Origin of the sequence: Pseudomonas sp. GXZC, from assembly GCF_026967615.1 — a bacterium.
Lineage (GTDB): Bacteria > Pseudomonadota > Gammaproteobacteria > Pseudomonadales > Pseudomonadaceae > Aquipseudomonas > Aquipseudomonas azotoformans_A.
In genome coordinates this window covers 281,848-300,705 of record NZ_CP114115.1, presented here as the reverse complement: position 1 = coordinate 300,705, position 18,858 = coordinate 281,848, and the positions used below count along the sequence as shown (strand labels likewise).

Sequence of the window (18,858 nt, the reverse complement as noted above, 5' to 3'; positions counted from 1 at the left end):
GCGCGTTGATGTGATTTTTTCTCCGGCCTACCCTCTGAAGCATTGCGCTACAATAAAGCCTTGCTACCCAGGAGTACGCTGCCATGAGCGAACCGACGTTTGAGCAAAAACAGGATCACTACCACAAGATCCGCCGTTCCAATTACCTGGCCAGCCTGCGCCTGGAAGGGTTCGACACCCAACCCGCCGACGTCGACAAACCCCTGCCGACCCGCGAAGCCGTCCTCGCCAAGTACCGCAACACCCCACGCTGATGCTCGACAAATACGGGGTGGGCCAGGATCCGTACTGCTATCCCGGTAGTAGCGTGCTGCGCAACCGCCTCGATTTGCACGACGAAGCCCGCCTGCACCAAGCCGAGCGGGAATTATCCGAAATCGCCGTAGGCAACCTCCCGCTCTTCCCTCCGCCCTACGACCTCGACCGTCTGCAACACATCCACCGCACCCTGTTCAGCGACCTCTACGACTGGGCCGGCGAATTGCGCAGCGTCAACATCCAGAAAGGCGACACCCTGTTCTGCACCCCGGAACGCATCCCGCCGGAAGCGGCGAAGATCATCCGGCGTATGCAAGAGGCGAACTGGTATGTGGGTGTGAGTCAGGCTGAGCTGATCACACAGATTGCCGAGGCCTACGGCGACCTCAACGTTATCCACCCCTTCCGCGAAGGCAACGGCCGGGCGCAACGGATCTTGTTCGAACAGATCATCGTCAACGCCGGGTTTTCGGTGAACTGGTGGCTGGTGAAACACGCGGCGTGGATACCGGCGAATATTGATGCGGTGGCGTGTGATTACCGGGGGTTGGAGGCGATTTTTGAGCGGTGTGTGAGTCGGCCTGTTGGCAACTGACAACATGCCAGCTCGCCGCACACCACTCACCTGTTTCGCTGTTAAGTCACTGCAAGCCGCAAATCCCGGAAAGCCCTGTAAGAAACCTCCAAACGCTTCGACATCCCCTTCCGAAACTGCTTAAAACTCCTGCCCGCCCCTCTACAAAACTCACCTTTCTCTGACTGAAACTAGCGCCCTTTCAACAGCCCCCGGCAAATACCCGTGAATATCGAAAGGACTCAACATATCGGCCACTACGGTGTGATATTCACAGTGATTCGCTTCACTGTTTTACCAGGCAATCAGCACGCTCTAGCAAGTCTTTGCTTGCTGGAAGCAAAAGCGGCCGCTCCGCAAGTTCGGGATCATGTACGCAGACTTTACGAAAGAATGCTGGCTAAAGATTTGCCATGCGAAATAGCCATCGCAATTTCGTACCCCCTGAGACGCAATCAAGCCGATCGGCTTAACGACCAAAACATACTCATCAAGCAAATAATCTCTGGCGCGGTTGCAGCACCAGCAATTGTAATCTCCGCAGCTACGGCCGGTTTCGTTCGCGACACAATTGACAGCAAGCTTCGCAGGTATCACGCGGGGGATATCATCATCGGTCTGGATGCCAGCGTGAAAGGCGGCATAGGCCCACAGCGGTCAACGCTCTCAATGCATGTCTACCCGAACGAGCCTTAATCACATGGCCCTGTACCTGCAATCAGTGTTTTTTTTCATTTTCTATCTGGTGCTGCACTACCAAATCACCGATCCCACCCTCAGAAAGCGCTTCGCCCTCACATTCCTCGCAACAGGCCTCACCTTGACGTTCCTCCTACCCTATGTGGCGGTCATCCTCAGAATGCCCTTCCTCCCTGTCTTCGTATTCTTGATAGGCTTGGCACTCTTCATCACTCGAAACGAATACTCGCTTCGCCGCAACCGTTCCCCTCACCCACTCCTGCGTGCCCCGACCATGAACCTCGCGCCCAACTTCCCCGAAGACCCCGTCATGCAGCAACTCCTGCAACTGCTGCACGAAGAAATCGGCCTGCCCAAACACAAGACGATTCGCCTGCAAACCTCGATCAATTTCGACCTCGGCTGTGACGGCAGTGAAGCCAAGCAACTGATGGAAGCGCTGGAGCAGGAATTTGCGCTCGACCTGGGCGACTTCGACACTTATCGTTACTTCAACCCGCCGGTGTTCGATGTGTTTCTCAAACGCCGCGCCAAGGGGCGCGGCGAAAAAGTGCCGCTGACCCTCGGCATGCTCTACCTGGCCATCAAGACTCAAAGCTGGGACACGCAGACGCTGGAAAACCTGAGCTGAAACACTAAGGACCTTACATGGACGTAACAATGGGCCTGCTGGCCGCCCTGCTCTGGGGTGGTACGGATTTTCTCGTGGGCCTCAACGCCAGAGCCGTGGGCGTTAAACGCGCGGTGTATTTCGGCCAAGCGCTCGGCTTCCTGATCATGACCCTGCTGTTGGCCATTCTCCCGAGCTTGCTGTTCAAATCCCTCGACGCCCCGCTGAGCGTCTGGCTGCTGGGTGTCGCCGCCGCCCTGCTCACCGTCTCCGGCGCCCTGGCGCTGTCCAAGGCCTTCGCCCTTGGCAAAGCCGCCATCGTCGCGCCGCTGGTGACGTCCTACGGCGTGGTGACCACACTGCTGTCCTGGGCCAGCGGCGAGCACATCAGCCTGACGCAACTGGGCTGCATCGCCGTGTGCGTGATCGGCGTGATCCTCTCCAGCATTCATAAAGACAACGGCGTCCCCCACAACAACCCTCGCCAATCGATCGCCTACGCCATGCTCGCCGCCTTGCTGTACGGCACCAGCTTCTGGCTGCAAGGCCGCTATACCTTGCCCTCGCTGGGGCCGATCACCATGCTCTGGCTCGGTTACCTGGTGGGGCTGTGCGTATTGGTGGTGATGGTGCTGAAGATCAAGGACGGCCTGAAAATCCCACCGCTGAAAAACTGCGCAACGCTGACCGGCGCAAGCTTGATGAACCTGGGTGGGTTCTCGGCGTTTTCGTGGGGGGCGATGGCGGGGTCGGTGTCAGTGGTGACGGTGATCAGTACGTTGTCGGGCGGCATTGCGGCGATTTTGGGGTTTGTGTTTTTCAAGGAGCGGTTGTCGGCGGTGCAGGTGGTGGGGGTTGTGCTGGTACTGGTCGGCGCGGTGGTTCTGCACATCGCCGACTAAGCGTTCGCGCACAAAAAAGCCGCCTGCAAGAGGCGGCTTTTTCACAACGCTCGAATCTTACAACTTAGGACCCGCAGCCTTGATCGCATCGCTCACTTCAAACTTCTTGAAGTTCTCGATGAACAGACCCGCCAGTGCCTTCGCCGCTTCGTCGTAGGCAGCCTTGTCAGCCCAGGTGTTACGTGGGTTCAACAGGCCGGTTTCAACGCCCGGTACGGCCAGTGGCACGTCGAGGTTGATGGTGTCTAGGTGTTCGGTTTCGGCACCGATCAACGCGCCGCTCTGGATCGCTGCGATGACGCCGCGAGTGGTCGGGATGTTGAAGCGGTTGCCGACGCCGTAGCCGCCGCCGGTCCAGCCGGTGTTGACCAGGTAGACCTTGGAGCCGAAGCCGCGGATGCGCTTGATCAGCAGCTCTGCGTATTCGCCAGCCGGGCGCGGGAAGAACGGTGCGCCGAAGCAGGTGGAGAAGGTCGACTTGATGCCGCCGCCGGAACCCATTTCGGTCGAGCCCACCAGTGCGGTGTAGCCGGACAGGAAGTGGTAGGCCGCTTGTTCTTCGCTGAGGATCGACACAGGCGGCAGTACGCCGGTCAGGTCGCAGGTCAGGAAGATTACCGCGTTTGGCTCGCCGCCCAGGTTCTTCTCGGAACGCTTGGCAACGTGCTCCAGCGGGTAGGCCGCGCGGCTGTTCTGGGTCAGGCTGATGTTGGTGTAATCGGCGTGCTTGGCCTCGTCGATCACCACGTTTTCCAGCACGGCGCCGTGCTTGATGGCTTTCCAGATGACCGGCTCGTTCTTCTCGGAGAGGTCGATGCACTTGGCATAGCAACCGCCTTCGATGTTGAACACCACACCTTCGCCCCAACCGTGTTCGTCATCACCGATCAGGTAACGGCTTTCGTCGGCGGACAAGGTGGTTTTGCCGGTGCCCGACAGACCGAAGAACAGGGTCACGTCGCCTGCTTCGCCGATGTTGGCGGCGCAGTGCATTGGCAGCACGTCGGAAGCCGGCAGCAGGAAGTTCTGCACCGAGAACATGGCTTTCTTCATTTCACCGGCGTAACGCATGCCGGCGATCAGCACTTTCTTCTGGGCGAAGTTGAGGATCACGCAACCGTCGGAGTTGGTGCCGTCACGCTCTGGCACGCATTCGAAGTTGGCCACGTTGAGCACTTGCCACTCTTCACGACCGGCCGGGTTGTACTGGGCCGGGTTGATGAACAGGCAACGACCGAACAGGTTCTGCCAGGCAGTCTGAGTGGTCATTTTCACGGCCAGGTAGTGGTCTTCGGCAGCCCCTACGTGAACATGGGAAACGAAATGCTCTTGCGCGTTGTTGAAGGCCTCGACGCGAGCCCACAGGGCATCGAACTTGTCGGCCGGGAACTTGCGGTTGATCGGGCCCCAGGCGATGGAAGCCTGGGTGGAAGGCTCTTCAACGATGAAACGGTCGACCGGCGAACGGCCAGTACGGTGACCGGTTTCGACGACCAGCGCGCCAGTATCGGCGAGCACGCCTTCACCACGCTGCAGGGCTTCTTTAACCAGATCGTCAACACTCAGATCGGTGTATACGGCGTTGTTGGCTTGCGTCATGAGGTTCCCCGTCGGCCTATGGCCGAGTGCTCCAAACGTTTTGTAGTAGAAAGTTGCGCACTACTACCGCGAAAAAAGTGGGCCGGATTATGCCAGAAAAGCCCAAAAAGAGTAGGGCCCTCCCGTCAGAACTGCGCTAATGCGGCGTTTGTCAGGTGATTTACCTGTGCTTAAACGTTTTAGTGGCGGGTGTCGGAAGGGGTGTCGATGCCTGCGCCGGCGAACAATTGGGCGACATCGGCCGCATCGAACAGGTAGCGCTCGTTGCAGAACTGGCAGTCGATCTCGATGTGCCCGCCGTGCTCTACCACCAGGTTTTGCGCATCTTCCAGGCCGAGGCTGACCAAGGCATTGGCCGAGCGCTCACGTGAGCAGCTGCAATTGAAGTGCAGGCCTTGTGCGTCAAACAGTCGCACGGCTTCTTCGTGGTACAGGCGATGCAGGATGGTTTCGTTGTCCAGGCCCAGTTGCTCTTCAGCGGTGAGGGTGCCGGCCAGGGCCGTCAGCTTGCGCCAGCTGTCGGTGCGCTCGTCTTCGTCCTTGATGCGATCCGGTGGCAATTGCTGCAACAGCATGCCGCGGGCGCGTTTGCCGTCAGCGTTGAGCCAGAACTTGGTGCCGACCTGCTGGGACATCACGAAGTAGTTGGTGAAGCAATCCGACAAGGTTTCGCCGTCCAGGTCGACAATGCCCTGGTAGCGCTGGCCTTCGGTGGGGTCGACGGTGATCGCCAGCACGCCGTTGGCCATCAGGTCGGACAAGGTGGCGTCCGGGGCAATCTGGTCGGCTTCGTAACGGGCCAATCCACGGATTTCGCGCTCGCTGGAGCATTCGATCATCAGCATCGGTACGGGGCCTTCGGAACGTGCCTGCAGGATCAGCAACCCGTCAAATTTCATGGTGCCCACCAGCAGCGCCGCCGCCGCCATCAGCTCCCCGAGCAGTTGCGCGACCGGCTCCGGATAGGGGTGCTTGGCGAGGACTTCGGCATAGCTGCGCTCCAGCGAGACCAGCTCGCCGCGGGCGTCGCTCTCGTCAAAGATGAAGCGTTGGGTGAAGTCGGTATCCGGTAGATCAGTCATAGGTCTGGGTATCTGAATTGATGACAAATTGATTACAAGGTTTATAGAATTAAACGCTTTAGCACCGTTTTGGTGCGGTTTTCTAGAGCCGTGGGGGACAGTTTATGAACAATCCGGGTTTGTTCCAAGCCAAGTGGAACCTCGGGCGATGGGCCTTTTGCAATCTACTCGCTATCGCACTGCTGTGTTTTTGGCTGTGGCCCACGGGCCAGATGCTGTGTGTGCTTTTCGACGAGTGGCTGTTTCATCTGCTCAATGACCCGCTGGCCAGCAACTCGACCTGGCTGCACGTGTGGGCGGTAGCCAGTTTGCGGCCGTTTGATGCGGTGGTCGGCGTGATTCTGCTGACGCTGCTGATTCGCGGCGACTGGATATTCAAGGCCGTGCAGGTACGCCAGGCATTGTTAGGTTTTGTCGGCATTCTGCTGCTGTTGCTATTTATCCGCATGCTGTTTTCCAAATTCGCGGCGCACATGGGTTGGCAACACAGCAGCCCGTCGATGGTGATCAGTGGCGCGATCCAGATGAGCGACTACTTCCCGGGGCTGGAGAAGACCTGGGAATTGAAGGACCGTTCGAGCCAGAGTTTTCCAGGGGATCACGCGTCGGTGCTGTTGATCTGGGGGATGTTCATGACGGTGTTCGCCAAGCGCATTGGTCAGGTGCTGGTGATCTGGGGCCTGGCGCTGCTGTTCATGATGCCGCGCCTGGTGGCGGGCGCGCATTGGGGCCAGGACGATTACATCGGTGGCGTGTTGCTGGCGCTGTTGGCGTTGGGATGGGGGTATTACACGCCGTTTGCGGCGAAGGTTTCGAGCGGGTTGTTGCGGGTGACCGCGCCGGTGTTTGGGCTGGCTGCACGCCTACCAATCGTCGGGCGAATGAGCGTCGTTAGAACTGCGCAATAGTTTGTGGTGAGCGAGCTTGCTCGCGCTGGGCTGCGGAGCGGCCTCAAAAAAGCGGGAGCGCTGCGCACTCCAGCGCGGGGCAAGCCCGCTCACCACAGCAAGCCCGCTCACCACAAAGGCCCATTCGACTCAGGCTAGTCATCATTGCCACTGCCGCGAAACTTGAACAGGTCGCGGCGCTGCTTCTTGCTCGGTTTGCCATCGGTGGTCATGCCCGTGGCGCCCGCCTTGCGCATCGCGGCCGCATTTTCACGCTTGGCGATGCTGGCTTCGGTCTCGGTGTACAACGCCTGCGCTTCAGGCGCACCACGGCGCACGATGGAAAGCGCCTGAACCACGACCGTCTTTTCATCAAACCCGACACGAATCTGGAACTCATCGCCGACACGCGGCTCCTTGCCTGGCTTGCAGCGCTCGCCGCGATGGTGCACCTTGCCGCTCTCAATGGCGGCCTTGGCCAAGGCACGGGTTTTATAAAAACGCGCGGCCCACAGCCACTTGTCCAATCGGACCTTTTCTTCCTCTTCCTGCTTTTGAGCCACTTGAATTCCTCGCTCTGAAAAATGTCGCAACCTTACTCTTGGAACCCTTCGACGCATAAACCTCAAGGCTCACCTAAGATACGCCAGGCACCTCGGGTTTTGCGTGCCTTGCCCAAGCACTCACTGATTATTGAAGCTTGAGAGATATCTGTCGCCATTTGCCGATTATTCTGCGTGAATACCGCGAATTCGGCACCTAGCCTCAGTGATGGCAAGGGATTGTCACACTCCGTGAGCCGTTGGACGTTACTGTCCTCGACAACTACGAAACATTTCTGAAATGCCGGTTATCCATATTGAAGACATTTGACCATTTGACCGTTGTGGGTCTGCGTGAGTGGGTGGCACTTCCCGACTTGGGAGTGGCAGGCCTGCGCGCAAAGATCGACACCGGTGCCAGCACCTCAAGCCTGCACGCTACCGATATCGAGCCGTTCGAGCGCGACGGTGAGAAGTGGGTGCGCTTTACCGCGCACCTGGGCAGCGTTGTGCAACTGCGTCACCGCCGCTGCGAAGCGCCCCTGGTGACGATGAAAACCATCAAGAGCTCCAACGGCCATGCGCAGGTGCGCTATGTCATCAGCACCACGTTGGCGCTGGGTGATCGGGTATGGCGGGTGGAATTTACCCTGGCCTGCCGCAAAGCCATGCGTTACCGGCTGTTGCTGGGTTCCAAAGCCTTGATTGACGGCCAACTGGTGGTCAATCCCGGCATCAAGTACGTTCAAGACAAGCCGGTGTTCCCGGTCTCTACTCTATCTGTCCCAGGTGCTGCATGAAGATTGCTGTGCTGTCGCGAAACCCGCGTCTGTATTCCACCCGCCGCCTGGTTGAGGCCGGCACCGAACGTGGCCACGAAATGGTGGTGATCGACACGTTGCGTGCCTATATGAACATCGCCAGCCACAAGCCGCAGATCCACTACCGGGGCAAGCCGCTGGAGGGGTTTGATGCGGTGATCCCACGCATCGGCGCCTCGGTGACGTTCTATGGCTGCGCGGTGTTGCGCCAGTTCGAAATGATGGGGGTGTTTCCCCTCAATGAGTCGGTCGCCATTGCCCGTTCACGGGACAAGCTGCGCTCGCTGCAACTGTTGTCGCGCCGGGGTATCGGCCTGCCGGTAACGGGCTTTGCCCACTCCCCCGATGACATCCCCGATCTGATCGACATGGTCAACGGCGCGCCGCTGGTGATCAAGGTGCTGGAAGGCACCCAGGGTATCGGCGTGGTGCTGTGTGAAACCGCGACAGCGGCCGAATCCGTGATCGAGGCGTTCATGGGCCTCAAGCAGAACATCATGGTGCAGGAATACATCAAGGAAGCCGGCGGTGCGGATATCCGCTGCTTCGTGGTGGGCGACAAGGTGATTGCGGCGATGAAGCGCCAGGCCAAGCCGGGGGAGTTCCGCTCCAACCTGCACCGTGGCGGCAGCGCCAGCCTGATCAAGATCACGCCGGAAGAACGCATGACGGCACTGCGGGCTGCCAAGGTGATGGGGTTGAGTGTGGCGGGTGTGGATATCCTGCGCTCCAATCACGGGCCGCTGGTGATGGAGGTGAACTCGTCACCGGGCCTGGAAGGCATTGAAACCACCACCGGGAAGGATGTGGCGGGGATCATCATTCAGCATCTGGAGAAGAATGGTGGGCCGAATATGACGAGGACCAAGGGTAAGGGCTAAAAAGTGTGGGAGCTGGCTTGCCTGCGATAGCAGTGGTGAATCCACTATGGCTATCGCGGGCAAGCCAGCTCCCACATTTGATGACTTAGCGTTTGTCAGACCGCATCTCTAGGCAACATCAACCCAAGCGGCAACCGCACCCGCGCCTCCAGGCCACCCTCTTCTCGGTTGCGCAACTCAACATTGCCGCCATGCATCGAGGCAATCCGCCGCACAATCGCCAACCCTAGCCCTGTACCTTTGCCACCCCGGGCACGGTCGCCACGGGTGAACGGGTTGAAGATGCCTTCCAACTCGTCCGGGTCGATGCCTGCGCCCCGGTCCATTACGCTCAGCACCACATAAGGCGCAGCACTGTCGCCGGACACATAGGCCGCCACTTCCACATCGGAACCGGCGTGATGCAAGGCGTTGCCGATCAGGTTGTTCAACAGGCGCTTCATCGACACCCGACGCAACGCAAACGGCTGGATCGGCTCCAGGCGCATACGTACCTGTTCACCGTTCTGGTTGTAGGGCGCGACCACCTCGCGCACCAGGTCAGTCAGGTCGACCTCCTCAACCACTTCATCACGGCCATCGCGGATAAACGCCAGGAACTGGTCGAGGATCGCGTCCATGTCCTCAATGTCGCGGACCATGTCATCAGTGAGGTCGCTATGGTTGCCCATTAGCTCCAGAGACAAGCGCAATCGCGTCAACGGTGTGCGCAGGTCATGGGACACCCCCGCCAGCATCAACTCGCGTTCGCGCCCGGCCTGTTCGACGTCTTCCGCCATCTGATTGAACGCGCCGTACACCTCGGTCATCTCACTCGGCGTATCGCTGACCGGCAGGCGCACGCTGCGCCCCTGGCCCAATTGACGGGCGGCAAACACAAGGCGTTTTAGAGGCTGGTTGAGTTGGCGTACGAAAATCCATGCCGAGGCCGTTGAAAGCAGACCGATCGCCAGGAACCAGCCCAACACGTTCCAGATCTTCTGCCCCCGCAGCGGGTGTGGGTACAACGGCACTTTCAACCAATCTTCGCCCAAGCTCGGCGCACGTACCCACAATGCGGGCGACACATGCATGCGCAACCGCACCTCGGTGTCTTCACCGAGTTCGGCCTGCATCTGGCGTTGGTAAATTTCACTGTAGGGCCAATGCTGCTCGCCCTCCGGCACACCTGCACCGGCAACGCGCACCAGGGTCGCGGCCTTGGCGATCTTCTCGCGGTTCTCGGGGTCTGCCGCCCAGTAGGCGCGCAGCGTCAAGGCGACACCGTGGCTGTATTGCCGGTCCACCAGCACGTCCTCGTTCATCAACAGATAAACCAGTGTGAGTGCCTTGGAAAACAGAACGACGATCAGCACCAGCCAAAGGGTGCGGGAGAAGAAACTTTGGGGGAACCACAGCGGGGTTTTCATAGAAGACTGCTAGATACCTTGCAGAAACGAGCGGCGCTCGCAGAATTGCAGACGCCGGACATCCCGTCGACCCTCATGGAGTCAAACGCCAGGATGCCCGCCCCTGCAAATCACCGGTCAACTGGTTTTATTGCCGTCCGGCACAAACACATAACCCACGCCCCATACCGTCTGGATGTACCGTGGCTTGGATGGATCCGGCTCGATCATCCGGCGCAGACGGGAAATCTGCACGTCGATGGAGCGCTCCAGAGCGTCCCATTCCCGGCCACGGGCCAGGTTCATCAGCTTGTCGCGGGTCAACGGCTGGCGAGCGTTCATCACCAGGGCCTTGAGCACAGCAAATTCACCCGTGGTAAGCATGTGCACTTCATCGCCACGCTTGAGCTCACGGGTCGCCAGCGACAGTTCGTAGTCGCCAAAGGTGACACTCTCGTCTTCGCTACCCGGCGCGCCCGGCACCGGCGGCGCCTGGCGACGCAGTACGGCTTTGACCCGAGCCATCAGCTCGTCCGGGTTGAACGGCTTGGCCAGGTAGTCATCAGCGCCCAGTTCGAGGCCCTTGATGCGGCTCAGCTCATCGCCCTTGGCGGTGAGCATGATGATGGGAATCTGGTTGTTCGCGCCGCGCAGGCGTTTGCAGGCGGTCAGGCCGTCTTCGCCGGGCAGCATCAGGTCGAGTACGACCAGGTTGAATACTTCACGCCCCAACAGGCGGTCCATCTGCTCGGTGTTCGGCACCGCGCGGGCACGGTAGCCCTTGGAGTTGAAGAAGCGCTCCAGCAGGCTGCTCAGCCCCGGGTCGTCGTCAACGATGAGAATTTTTTCGCCTTCAGCAGTTTGTGCAGTGCTGCTCATTAGATGCTCCTCTTATCTCGGCGCGCATTATGGCCTAGCTGCCGTTATACGCACCGTGTGCATTGTTAGCAGATTTTTCCTCAACTGCCAGCGAACCCGCGCCCTACAACCGTTGGCGCAATCCCCCCCCAAGGACAGAACGCTGGTTATAATGCGGCGCCGTCGTGCAGGGCAACTTCAGATCGTTACCGTTTGCTGCCGAGGCTTTTTTTACCCGCTTGTGTGATTTTTTCGATTTCGAGGGTCAATAGGCTGCCTCTTGACCCAGGCAGCGGCGCCAGTCGGGCCGCTCAACCAGCCTCCCAGGGCCTTGTTTTCCGGGCCTGCGAGCTGCTTTTCAGAATTTCAGGTGGTTTTATGGACAGCATCAACAGCCGCATCGCCGAGGAACTCGGTGTACGCCCACAACAGGTCGAAGCGGCCGTCGCTCTACTGGATGAAGGCTCCACGGTGCCTTTCATCGCCCGTTACCGTAAAGAAGTGACCGGCAGCCTCGACGACATCCAACTGCGTCACCTGGAAGAGCGTCTGCGCTACCTGCGAGAACTCGACGAACGGCGCATCAGCATCCTCGCCAGCATCGAGGAACAGGGCAAGTTGACTCCACAGCTTGAGCGCGACATCAAGCTCGCCGACACCAAGACCCGCCTCGAAGACCTCTACCTGCCGTACAAGCAGAAGCGCCGCACCAAGGGCCAGATCGCCCTGGAAGCCGGTCTGGGCGAGTTGGCCGACGGTCTGTTCAACGACCCGTCGCTGACCCCGGACACCGAAGCCGCCCGCTTCATCGACGCCGAAAAAGGCGTCGCCGACGTCAAGGCCGCCCTCGAAGGCGCCAAGTACATCCTCATGGAGCGCTTCGCCGAAGACGCCAGCCTGCTGGAAAAACTGCGCACTTACTTGAAGCAGGAAGCCGTCCTCAGCGCCCGTGTCATCGCCGGCAAAGAGGAAGAAGGCGCCAAGTTCCGCGACTACTTCGAACATGACGAGCCGCTGAAAAGCATGCCGTCCCACCGTGCGCTCGCCATTTTCCGTGGCCGCAACGAAGGCATTCTCAGCTCCGCGCTGAAGGTCGGTGACGAATTGCCGGGCACCATGCACCCGTGCGAAGGCATGATCGGTCAACAATTCGGCATCCAGAATCAGAACCGTCCTGCGGACAAGTGGCTCGGTGAAGTGGTGCGCTGGACCTGGAAGGTCAAGCTCTACACCCACCTGGAAACCGATCTGCTCGGCGAGCTGCGCGACGGCGCCGAGACCGAGGCGATCAACGTGTTCGCCCACAACCTGCACGACCTGCTGCTGTCGGCCCCGGCCGGCCCACGCGCCACGCTGGGCCTCGACCCGGGCCTGCGCACCGGCTGCAAGGTCGCCGTGGTCGACGCCACCGGCAAGCTGCTGGACCACGCCACGGTGTATCCGCATGTGCCGCACAACAAATGGGACCAGACCCTGGCGATCCTGGCTGCCCTGTGCGCCAAGCACGCGGTGGACCTGATCGCAATCGGCAACGGCACCGCCAGCCGTGAAACCGACAAGCTGGCCGCCGAGCTGATCAAGAAATACCCAGCCATGAAAATGACCAAGGTCATGGTCTCCGAGGCCGGCGCTTCGGTGTACTCGGCGTCGGAACTGGCTTCCAAGGAGTTCCCGGACCTTGACGTGTCGATCCGTGGCGCAGTGTCCATCGCCCGTCGCCTGCAGGATCCATTGGCCGAGCTGGTGAAGATCGACCCTAAATCCATCGGCGTCGGCCAGTACCAGCACGACGTGTCGCAGCTGAAACTGGCACGCGGCCTGGACGCGGTGGTGGAAGACTGCGTAAACGCCGTGGGCGTGGACGTGAACACCGCTTCCGTCGCCTTGCTGGCGCGCATTTCCGGTCTCAACGCCACCCTGGCGCAGAACATCGTGACCCACCGCGACGAAAACGGCGCGTTCAAGACCCGTGCAGCGCTGAAAAAAGTCGCACGCCTGGGCGAGAAAACTTTCGAGCAAGCCGCCGGTTTCCTACGCGTAATGAACGGCGACAACCCGCTGGATTCTTCCGCAGTCCACCCCGAAGCCTACCCGCTGGTGCAGCGCATCGCCGCCGAGACCGACCGCGATATCCGCTCGCTGATCGGCGATGCTGCGTTCCTCAAACGCCTGGATCCGAAGAAGTACACCGACGAAACCTTCGGTGTGCCGACTATCACCGACATCCTGCAAGAGCTGGAAAAACCTGGCCGCGACCCACGTCCCGAGTTCAAGACCGCCGAGTTCCAGGACGGCGTCGAAGACCTCAAGGATCTGGAGCTGGGCATGATCCTCGAAGGCGTGGTCACCAACGTGACCAACTTCGGGGCCTTTGTGGACATCGGCGTGCATCAGGACGGTTTGGTGCATATCTCCGCGCTTTCGGAGAAGTTCATCAAAGACCCGCGTGAAGCGGTCAAAGCCGGCGACGTGGTCAAGGTCAAGGTGATGGAAGTCGACATCCCGCGCAAACGCGTTGGCCTGTCGATGCGCATGAGCGACACCCCCGGCGAGAAGATCGACGGTGCCCGTGGTGCTCGTCCGGGTTCGGCACCGCGCCAGTCGCAGAACAATGCACCGCGTAAGGAAACCGCCACCGCAGCGCCAAGCAACAACGCCATGGCCTCGCTGTTCGCCAACGCCAAACAGTTGAAGAAACGCTGATGGAAATCCCGGCCGGTTTGACCCAGAGCGCGTTCAGCGAACTGATCGGCTGCCGCCTGCAACGCCTTGAAGAAGGCGTTGCCGAGGTGGCCCTGACCCTGGAGCCGCAACTGCGCAACCGCGCGGGCAAGCTCCATGGCGGGGCGATTTTTAGCCTGGTGGACATTACGATGGGGCTGGCCTGTTCCAGCTCCCATGGTTTCGACCAGCAGAGCGCGACTATCGAGTGCAAGATCAACTATATCCGCGCCGTGTCCGACGGTGACGTGCTGTGCACCAGCCGGGTGATTCATGCCGGTCGCCGCACGCTGGTGGTCGAGGCAGACGTGTATCAAGACGAAAGACTTGTCGCAAAAGCACAGGGCACCTTCGCTGTCCTATAGCTCCCCACCCCCGAATTGAGTTAATTTCGGCGCTGCAATCACGGCGTCGGAATTTTCTCGCTGCGCTGTAGCCAAATTCATGGAGTGAAGTCGGCATTTTCAGAGCGGGTTAAATCGACTCTAAACCAGGCGATCACGCCAGTTTTAACTTCACCCTTGTAGACCGTCCTGCCCACCCCCATATTGGGGCGACTGACGCGTGAAGGAATCCAACTTGAGCGAACTTCTCAACCGCCGCCTGGCCCTGCTCGGCAAGCGCGAACACCTCTCCCTGCTAGAGCAGTGCTTGCACGGCATCGAGCGCGAATGCCTGCGTGTCACCGGTGAGGGTCGACTGGCACAAACGCCGCACCCTGAAGCCCTGGGCGCCGCGTTGACCCACGAACAGATCACCACCGACTATTCGGAATCGCTGCTGGAGTTCATCACTCCCGCCCTGCCCAACCCGGCCGATACCCTGAGCAGCCTGGACAAGATCCATCGCTTTGCCTACACCAAGCTGGGCAGCGAATACCTGTGGAGCCCCTCGATGCCGTGCCCGTTGCCGGCTGAGGAAGATATTCCGATTGCCTACTACGGCACGTCCAATATCGGACAGCTCAAGTACGTGTATCGCAAGGGTTTGGCACTGCGTTATGGCAAGACCATGCAGTGCATCGCTGGCATCCACTACAACTTTTCGTTGCCGGAAGCGCTGTGGCCGTTGCTTAAAGAGACTGAAGGATTTGTCGGCACCGACCGCGACTACCAGTCCACCGCCTATATCGCGCTGATCCGCAACTTCCGCCGTTACAGCTGGCTGCTGATGTACCTGTTCGGTGCATCCCCTGCCCTGGACGCCGGCTTCCTGCGGGGTCGCTCGCACCAGCTGGAAGTGCTCGACGCCGACACACTGTACTTGCCCTACGCAACCAGCCTGCGCATGAGCGACCTGGGTTACCAGAGCAACGCCCAGGCTGGCCTCACGCCGTGCTACAACGACCTGGCCAGCTACACCGACAGCCTGCGCGAAGCGGTAGCAACGCCCTACGCACCGTACGTCGAAATCGGAACCCATCAGGACGGTGAGTGGGTACAGCTCAACACCAACATCCTGCAGATCGAAAACGAGTACTACTCCAACATCCGCCCCAAGCGTGTGACCTACACCGGCGAACGGCCGATCCAGGCGCTGGTGGCCCGTGGCATCCAGTACATCGAAGTGCGCTGCCTGGACATCAACCCGTTCCTGCCGATGGGCATCGACCTGCCGGAGTCGCGTTTCCTCGACGCCTTCCTGCTGTACTGCGCGTTGAACGACAGCCCGTTGTTCGCCGACAACGAGTGCGGCAACGCCACCTCCAACTTCCTCAGCGTGGTCAAGGAAGGTCGTCGTCCCGGCCTGCAATTGCAGCGTCAGGGCCAGCCTGTGGACATGAAGGAATGGGCTGCCGAGCTGCTGGAGCAAATTGCGCCACTGGCCGCCTTGCTGGATGAAAGCCACGGCATCACCGAACACAGCCAGGCGCTGGATGCCCAATTGGCCAAGGTCAAGGATTCGTCCCTGACCCCGTCGGCCCAAGTGTTGGCGGCGATGGCCGAGCGTAAGGAAAGTTTTGCGCAGTTCTCCCTGCACCAGAGCCAGTTGCACGCTGAGCATTTCCGCAGCGAACCGCTGCCGGCCGAAGAGCAAGCGCAGTTTGAAGAACTGGCACGCAAATCGCTGGCACAGCAGGCAGAGCTGGAGCAGAACGAAGTGGGTGATTTTGACGTGTTTGTTGGCTCGTACCAGGCCAGCATCCTCGCCATCAGCAACTAAAAAAATGTTGGGGTAATTTACTGTGGTGAGCGGGCTCGCCCCGCGCTGGGGGGCGAAGCCGCCCCAATAAGGCAACCGCATTGATTCAGTTAACACGCGGCGCCAGATTTTAGGGCGGCTTCGCCACCCAGCGCGGGGCAAGCCCGCTCACTACAAGCAACATTTTTCTCCTCATAAGCTAATTCGAAAATGTTATTTATTTTCGGATTCTTAGATCATTTACTCTCCTCACACGCCGACCCTCGGCCGCCTGATTGAGGAGCTTCCCCTTGAAACTGCTGACCCCTCTGCGCCTCTTGGCCGCATTGTCCCTGGCCGGTGCCAGCCTGTTTGCCCAGGCGGCGGATGTGACCATCGCTTACCAGACCACCGTGGACCCGGCCAAAGTCGCCCAGGCCGACGGCGCTTACGAAAAAGCCACCAACGCCAAGATCAACTGGCGCAAATTCGACAATGGCGCCGACATCATCGCCGCCATCGCGTCCGGCGACGTGCAGATCGGCTACCTCGGTTCCAGCCCGCTGACCGCTGCGATCACCCGCAAAGTGCCGGTGGAAACCTTCCTCGTTGCCACCCAGATCGGCGGCGCCGAAGCCCTGGTAGCGCGCGACGGTTCGGGGATCAACAGCCCGCAGGACCTGATCGGCAAAAAAATCGCCGTGCCCTTCGTGTCCACCGGGCACTACAGCCTGTTGGCTGCGTTGAAGCACTGGAACATCGACCCGTCCAAAGTGACCATCCTCAACCTCGCACCACCGGCGATCATCGCCGCCTGGAAACGTGGTGATATCGACGCCACCTACGTATGGGACCCTGCCCTAGGCGTGGCCAAGGAAAACGGCAAGGTGCTGATCACCTCCGGCGAACTGGCCAAGTTTGGCGCGCCAACCTTCGATGCCTGGATCGTGCGTAAGGATTTTGCCGAGAAGCATCCGGAAATCGTCACGGCGTTTGCCAAAGTCACCCTGGATGCCTACGCCGCCTACCGCAAAGACCCACAAGCCTGGCTCGCCGACAAAGGCAACGTCGAAAAACTGGTGAAACTCTCCGGCGCCAAGGCCAGCGACATCCCACTGCTGCTGCAAGGCAACGTCTACCCGCTGGCCGCCGACCAAGTGACCCTGCTGGGCGCACCGACCACCAAGGCCGTGACCGATACCGCCGCGTTCCTAAAGGAGCAAGGCAAGGTCGACTCCGTGCTGCCGGACTACGCCCCTTACGTCAGCGCCAAGTTCATTACTAACTGATCAGGAGTTCATCGCGATGGCCTTGCTACAACTGGAGCGCATCAGCGCACAGTACCCAGGCGCCACAGAACCGGTACTGTCAGACATTTCAATCGACCTGGGGCCCCAGCAATTGCTGGTGGCCCTCGGCCCGTCCGGCAGTGGCAAGACTTCGCTGTTGAACCTGATTGCCGGCTTTGTCGAACCGTCCGCCGGGCGCATTACGCTTGATGGCGTGCCGGTCAAAGGCCCGAGCGCCGAACGCGGCGTGGTGTTCCAGGACGACGCCCTGCTGCCCTGGCAGGATGTGCTGGCCAACGTCGGCTTCGGCCTGGAGCTGGCCGGTGTGCCCAAGGCGCAACGTGAAGTGCGCGCTCGGGAAATGCTGGCACTGGTCGACCTGGCCGGTTTCGACAGCCGCCGCATCTGGCAACTTTCCGGTGGGCAGAAGCAACGTGTCGGCCTCGCCCGCGCGCTGGCGGCCGACCCTCGCGTGTTGCTGATGGACGAACCCTTCGGCGCCCTCGACGCCTTCACCCGCGAACAGATGCAGGAGCTGCTGCTGCAAGTCTGGCGGCGCACGGCCAAGCCGGTGTTCCTGATTACCCACGACATCGAAGAAGCGGTCTTCCTGGCCACTGACCTGATCCTGCTGGCGCCCAGCCCTGGCCAGATCGTCGAACGCCTGAGCCTGGACTTCGGCCAACGCTACGCCGCCGGTGAGTCGGCGCGGGCGATCAAGTCCGACCCGCACTTTATCGAAACCCGCGAACACGTGCTGGGCAAAGTGTTCTCCCAACGGCAGGTGTCCGCATGAGCAGCTACGAACTCGCCGCCAAGCCGGTGGTGCATACCGTTATCCCGCTGCGCCGCAGCTTGAGCACGCGCTGGATCAGCGTGCTGACGCTGGTCGCCCTGCTGACAATCTGGTGGGCCGTGACCGCCACCGGTCTGATCGAACCGCTGTTCCTGCCGCCGCCGTCCGCCGTGCTGCAAAAGGGCTGGCTGCTGGCGACCAGCGGTTATATGGATTCCACCTTGTGGCAGCACCTGGGCGCGAGCCTCAGCCGTATCGGCCTGGGCCTCGGTTTTGCCGTGCTGACCGCCGTGCCGGTGGGGATTGCCATCGGTTCCAACCGTATCGCCCGGGGCATTCTCGACCCGTTGATCGAGTTCTACCGGCCGATTCCGCCCCTGGCCTACCTACCGTTGATCGTGATCTGGTGCGGCATTGGCGAGCTGTCCAAGGTGCTGCTGATCTACCTGGCGATCTTTGCGCCAATCGCCATCGCCACTGCGACCGGTGTGCGCACCGTTGACCCGGCCAAGTTGCGCGCGGCGCAGTCGCTGGGGGCAACCCGCGCCCAGTTGATCCGCCATGTGATTTTGCCGAGCGCCCTGCCCGATATCCTCACCGGCGTGCGCATTGGTTTGGGGGTGGGTTGGTCGACGTTGGTCGCCGCCGAATTGATCGCCGCCACCAGCGGCCTGGGCTTTATGGTGCAGTCGGCGGCGCAGTTCCTCGTCACCGACGTGGTGGTGCTGGGGATCCTGGTGATCGCCCTGATCGCCTTCACCATGGAAATGGGCTTGCGTGCCCTGCAGCGTAAATTGGTGCCATGGCATGGCCAGGCACATTGAGTGAGA

General features: G+C 60.4%; 19 protein-coding genes. 14 read left to right on the top strand and 5 right to left on the bottom strand.

Annotation, left to right across the window (positions count from 1 at the left end):
• Positions 1-83 precede the first annotated feature (83 nt).
• The 5 genes from OZ428_RS01480 to OZ428_RS01460 all read left to right on the top strand — a co-directional run bounded on the left by OZ428_RS01480 (position 84) and on the right by OZ428_RS01460 (position 3,043).
• Entirely contained in the window at positions 84-254 is a 171-nt protein-coding gene (locus OZ428_RS01480) for a YhfG family protein (protein WP_016979054.1), read from the top strand.
• A complete protein-coding gene (locus OZ428_RS01475; protein ID WP_061434894.1) occupies positions 254-853 on the top strand; it encodes a putative adenosine monophosphate-protein transferase Fic in 600 nt (199 codons plus the stop codon). The genes OZ428_RS01480 and OZ428_RS01475 overlap by 1 nt, the downstream gene beginning before the upstream one ends.
• Before the next feature lie 204 nt (positions 854-1,057).
• Entirely contained in the window at positions 1,058-1,528 is a 471-nt protein-coding gene (locus tag OZ428_RS01470; protein WP_133076535.1) for a hypothetical protein, read from the top strand.
• Between the two features lie 277 nt (positions 1,529-1,805).
• The gene (locus tag OZ428_RS01465) at positions 1,806-2,162 is read left to right on the top strand and encodes a DUF1493 family protein (protein WP_033898738.1); all 357 of its coding nucleotides are present in this window, start codon (positions 1,806-1,808) and stop codon (positions 2,160-2,162) included.
• A 17-nt stretch (positions 2,163-2,179) separates the two neighbouring features.
• Positions 2,180-3,043 carry a DMT family transporter gene (locus OZ428_RS01460; protein ID WP_269132532.1) on the top strand — a complete coding sequence of 288 codons (864 nt, stop codon included), beginning with the start codon at positions 2,180-2,182 and terminating at the stop codon, positions 3,041-3,043.
• Between the two features lie 57 nt (positions 3,044-3,100).
• Here OZ428_RS01460 and OZ428_RS01455 read toward each other — a convergent pair whose 3' ends face one another.
• Both OZ428_RS01455 and hslO read right to left on the bottom strand, forming a co-directional pair.
• A complete protein-coding gene (locus OZ428_RS01455; protein ID WP_269132531.1) occupies positions 3,101-4,642 on the bottom strand; it encodes a phosphoenolpyruvate carboxykinase in 1,542 nt (513 codons plus the stop codon).
• A gap of 179 nt (positions 4,643-4,821) precedes the next feature.
• A complete protein-coding gene (gene hslO / locus OZ428_RS01450) occupies positions 4,822-5,724 on the bottom strand; it encodes an Hsp33 family molecular chaperone HslO (protein WP_016979046.1) in 903 nt (300 codons plus the stop codon).
• A gap of 104 nt (positions 5,725-5,828) precedes the next feature.
• Here hslO and OZ428_RS01445 point away from each other — a divergent pair, with 104 nt between their 5' ends.
• Positions 5,829-6,632 carry a phosphatase PAP2 family protein gene (locus OZ428_RS01445; RefSeq protein WP_269132530.1) on the top strand — a complete coding sequence of 268 codons (804 nt, stop codon included), beginning with the start codon at positions 5,829-5,831 and terminating at the stop codon, positions 6,630-6,632.
• Positions 6,633-6,766: 134 nt separating this feature from the next.
• Here the strand turns inward: OZ428_RS01445 and OZ428_RS01440 are convergent, their stop codons facing one another.
• On the bottom strand, positions 6,767-7,174 hold the full coding sequence (locus OZ428_RS01440) for an RNA-binding S4 domain-containing protein (protein ID WP_016979044.1): 408 nt from the start codon (positions 7,172-7,174) through the stop codon (positions 6,767-6,769).
• Positions 7,175-7,470: 296 nt separating this feature from the next.
• Here OZ428_RS01440 and rimB point away from each other — a divergent pair, with 296 nt between their 5' ends.
• Together rimB and rimK are read left to right on the top strand one after the other, a co-directional pair.
• Positions 7,471-7,953, top strand: a complete 483-nt coding sequence (gene rimB / locus OZ428_RS01435) for a retropepsin-like aspartic endopeptidase RimB (protein ID WP_016979043.1) — start codon at positions 7,471-7,473, stop codon at positions 7,951-7,953.
• Positions 7,950-8,855, top strand: coding sequence for a 30S ribosomal protein S6--L-glutamate ligase (gene rimK, locus OZ428_RS01430; RefSeq protein WP_010214091.1), 906 nt, complete (start codon positions 7,950-7,952; stop codon positions 8,853-8,855). The genes rimB and rimK overlap by 4 nt, the downstream gene beginning before the upstream one ends.
• Before the next feature lie 95 nt (positions 8,856-8,950).
• Here the strand turns inward: rimK and OZ428_RS01425 are convergent, their stop codons facing one another.
• Both OZ428_RS01425 and ompR read right to left on the bottom strand, forming a co-directional pair.
• A complete protein-coding gene (locus tag OZ428_RS01425; protein WP_016979042.1) occupies positions 8,951-10,264 on the bottom strand; it encodes an ATP-binding protein in 1,314 nt (437 codons plus the stop codon).
• Between the two features lie 117 nt (positions 10,265-10,381).
• Entirely contained in the window at positions 10,382-11,122 is a 741-nt protein-coding gene (gene ompR, locus OZ428_RS01420; protein ID WP_016979041.1) for an osmolarity response regulator transcription factor OmpR, read from the bottom strand.
• A gap of 357 nt (positions 11,123-11,479) precedes the next feature.
• On the opposite strand from ompR, the gene OZ428_RS01415 reads away from it, so the two are divergent.
• From OZ428_RS01415 to tauC, 6 genes are all read left to right on the top strand, one after another.
• Complete coding sequence (locus OZ428_RS01415) at positions 11,480-13,804, top strand: Tex family protein (RefSeq protein WP_133076538.1); 2,325 nt, start codon at positions 11,480-11,482, stop codon at positions 13,802-13,804.
• Positions 13,804-14,187, top strand: coding sequence for a PaaI family thioesterase (locus OZ428_RS01410; RefSeq protein ID WP_016979039.1), 384 nt, complete (start codon positions 13,804-13,806; stop codon positions 14,185-14,187). The genes OZ428_RS01415 and OZ428_RS01410 overlap by 1 nt, the downstream gene beginning before the upstream one ends.
• 214 nt (positions 14,188-14,401) lie before the next feature.
• The gene (gshA, locus tag OZ428_RS01405) at positions 14,402-15,985 is read left to right on the top strand and encodes a glutamate--cysteine ligase (RefSeq protein WP_038850307.1); all 1,584 of its coding nucleotides are present in this window, start codon (positions 14,402-14,404) and stop codon (positions 15,983-15,985) included.
• Positions 15,986-16,254: 269 nt separating this feature from the next.
• Positions 16,255-17,232, top strand: coding sequence for a taurine ABC transporter substrate-binding protein (gene tauA / locus OZ428_RS01400; protein ID WP_269132529.1), 978 nt, complete (start codon positions 16,255-16,257; stop codon positions 17,230-17,232).
• Between the two features lie 16 nt (positions 17,233-17,248).
• Complete coding sequence (gene tauB, locus OZ428_RS01395) at positions 17,249-18,028, top strand: taurine ABC transporter ATP-binding subunit (protein WP_269132528.1); 780 nt, start codon at positions 17,249-17,251, stop codon at positions 18,026-18,028.
• Positions 18,025-18,852: a taurine ABC transporter permease TauC gene (gene tauC / locus OZ428_RS01390; protein ID WP_133076540.1), complete on the top strand. Its 828-nt coding sequence runs from the start codon at positions 18,025-18,027 to the stop codon at positions 18,850-18,852. The genes tauB and tauC overlap by 4 nt, the downstream gene beginning before the upstream one ends.
• The last annotated feature ends 6 nt before the right edge of the window (positions 18,853-18,858 follow it).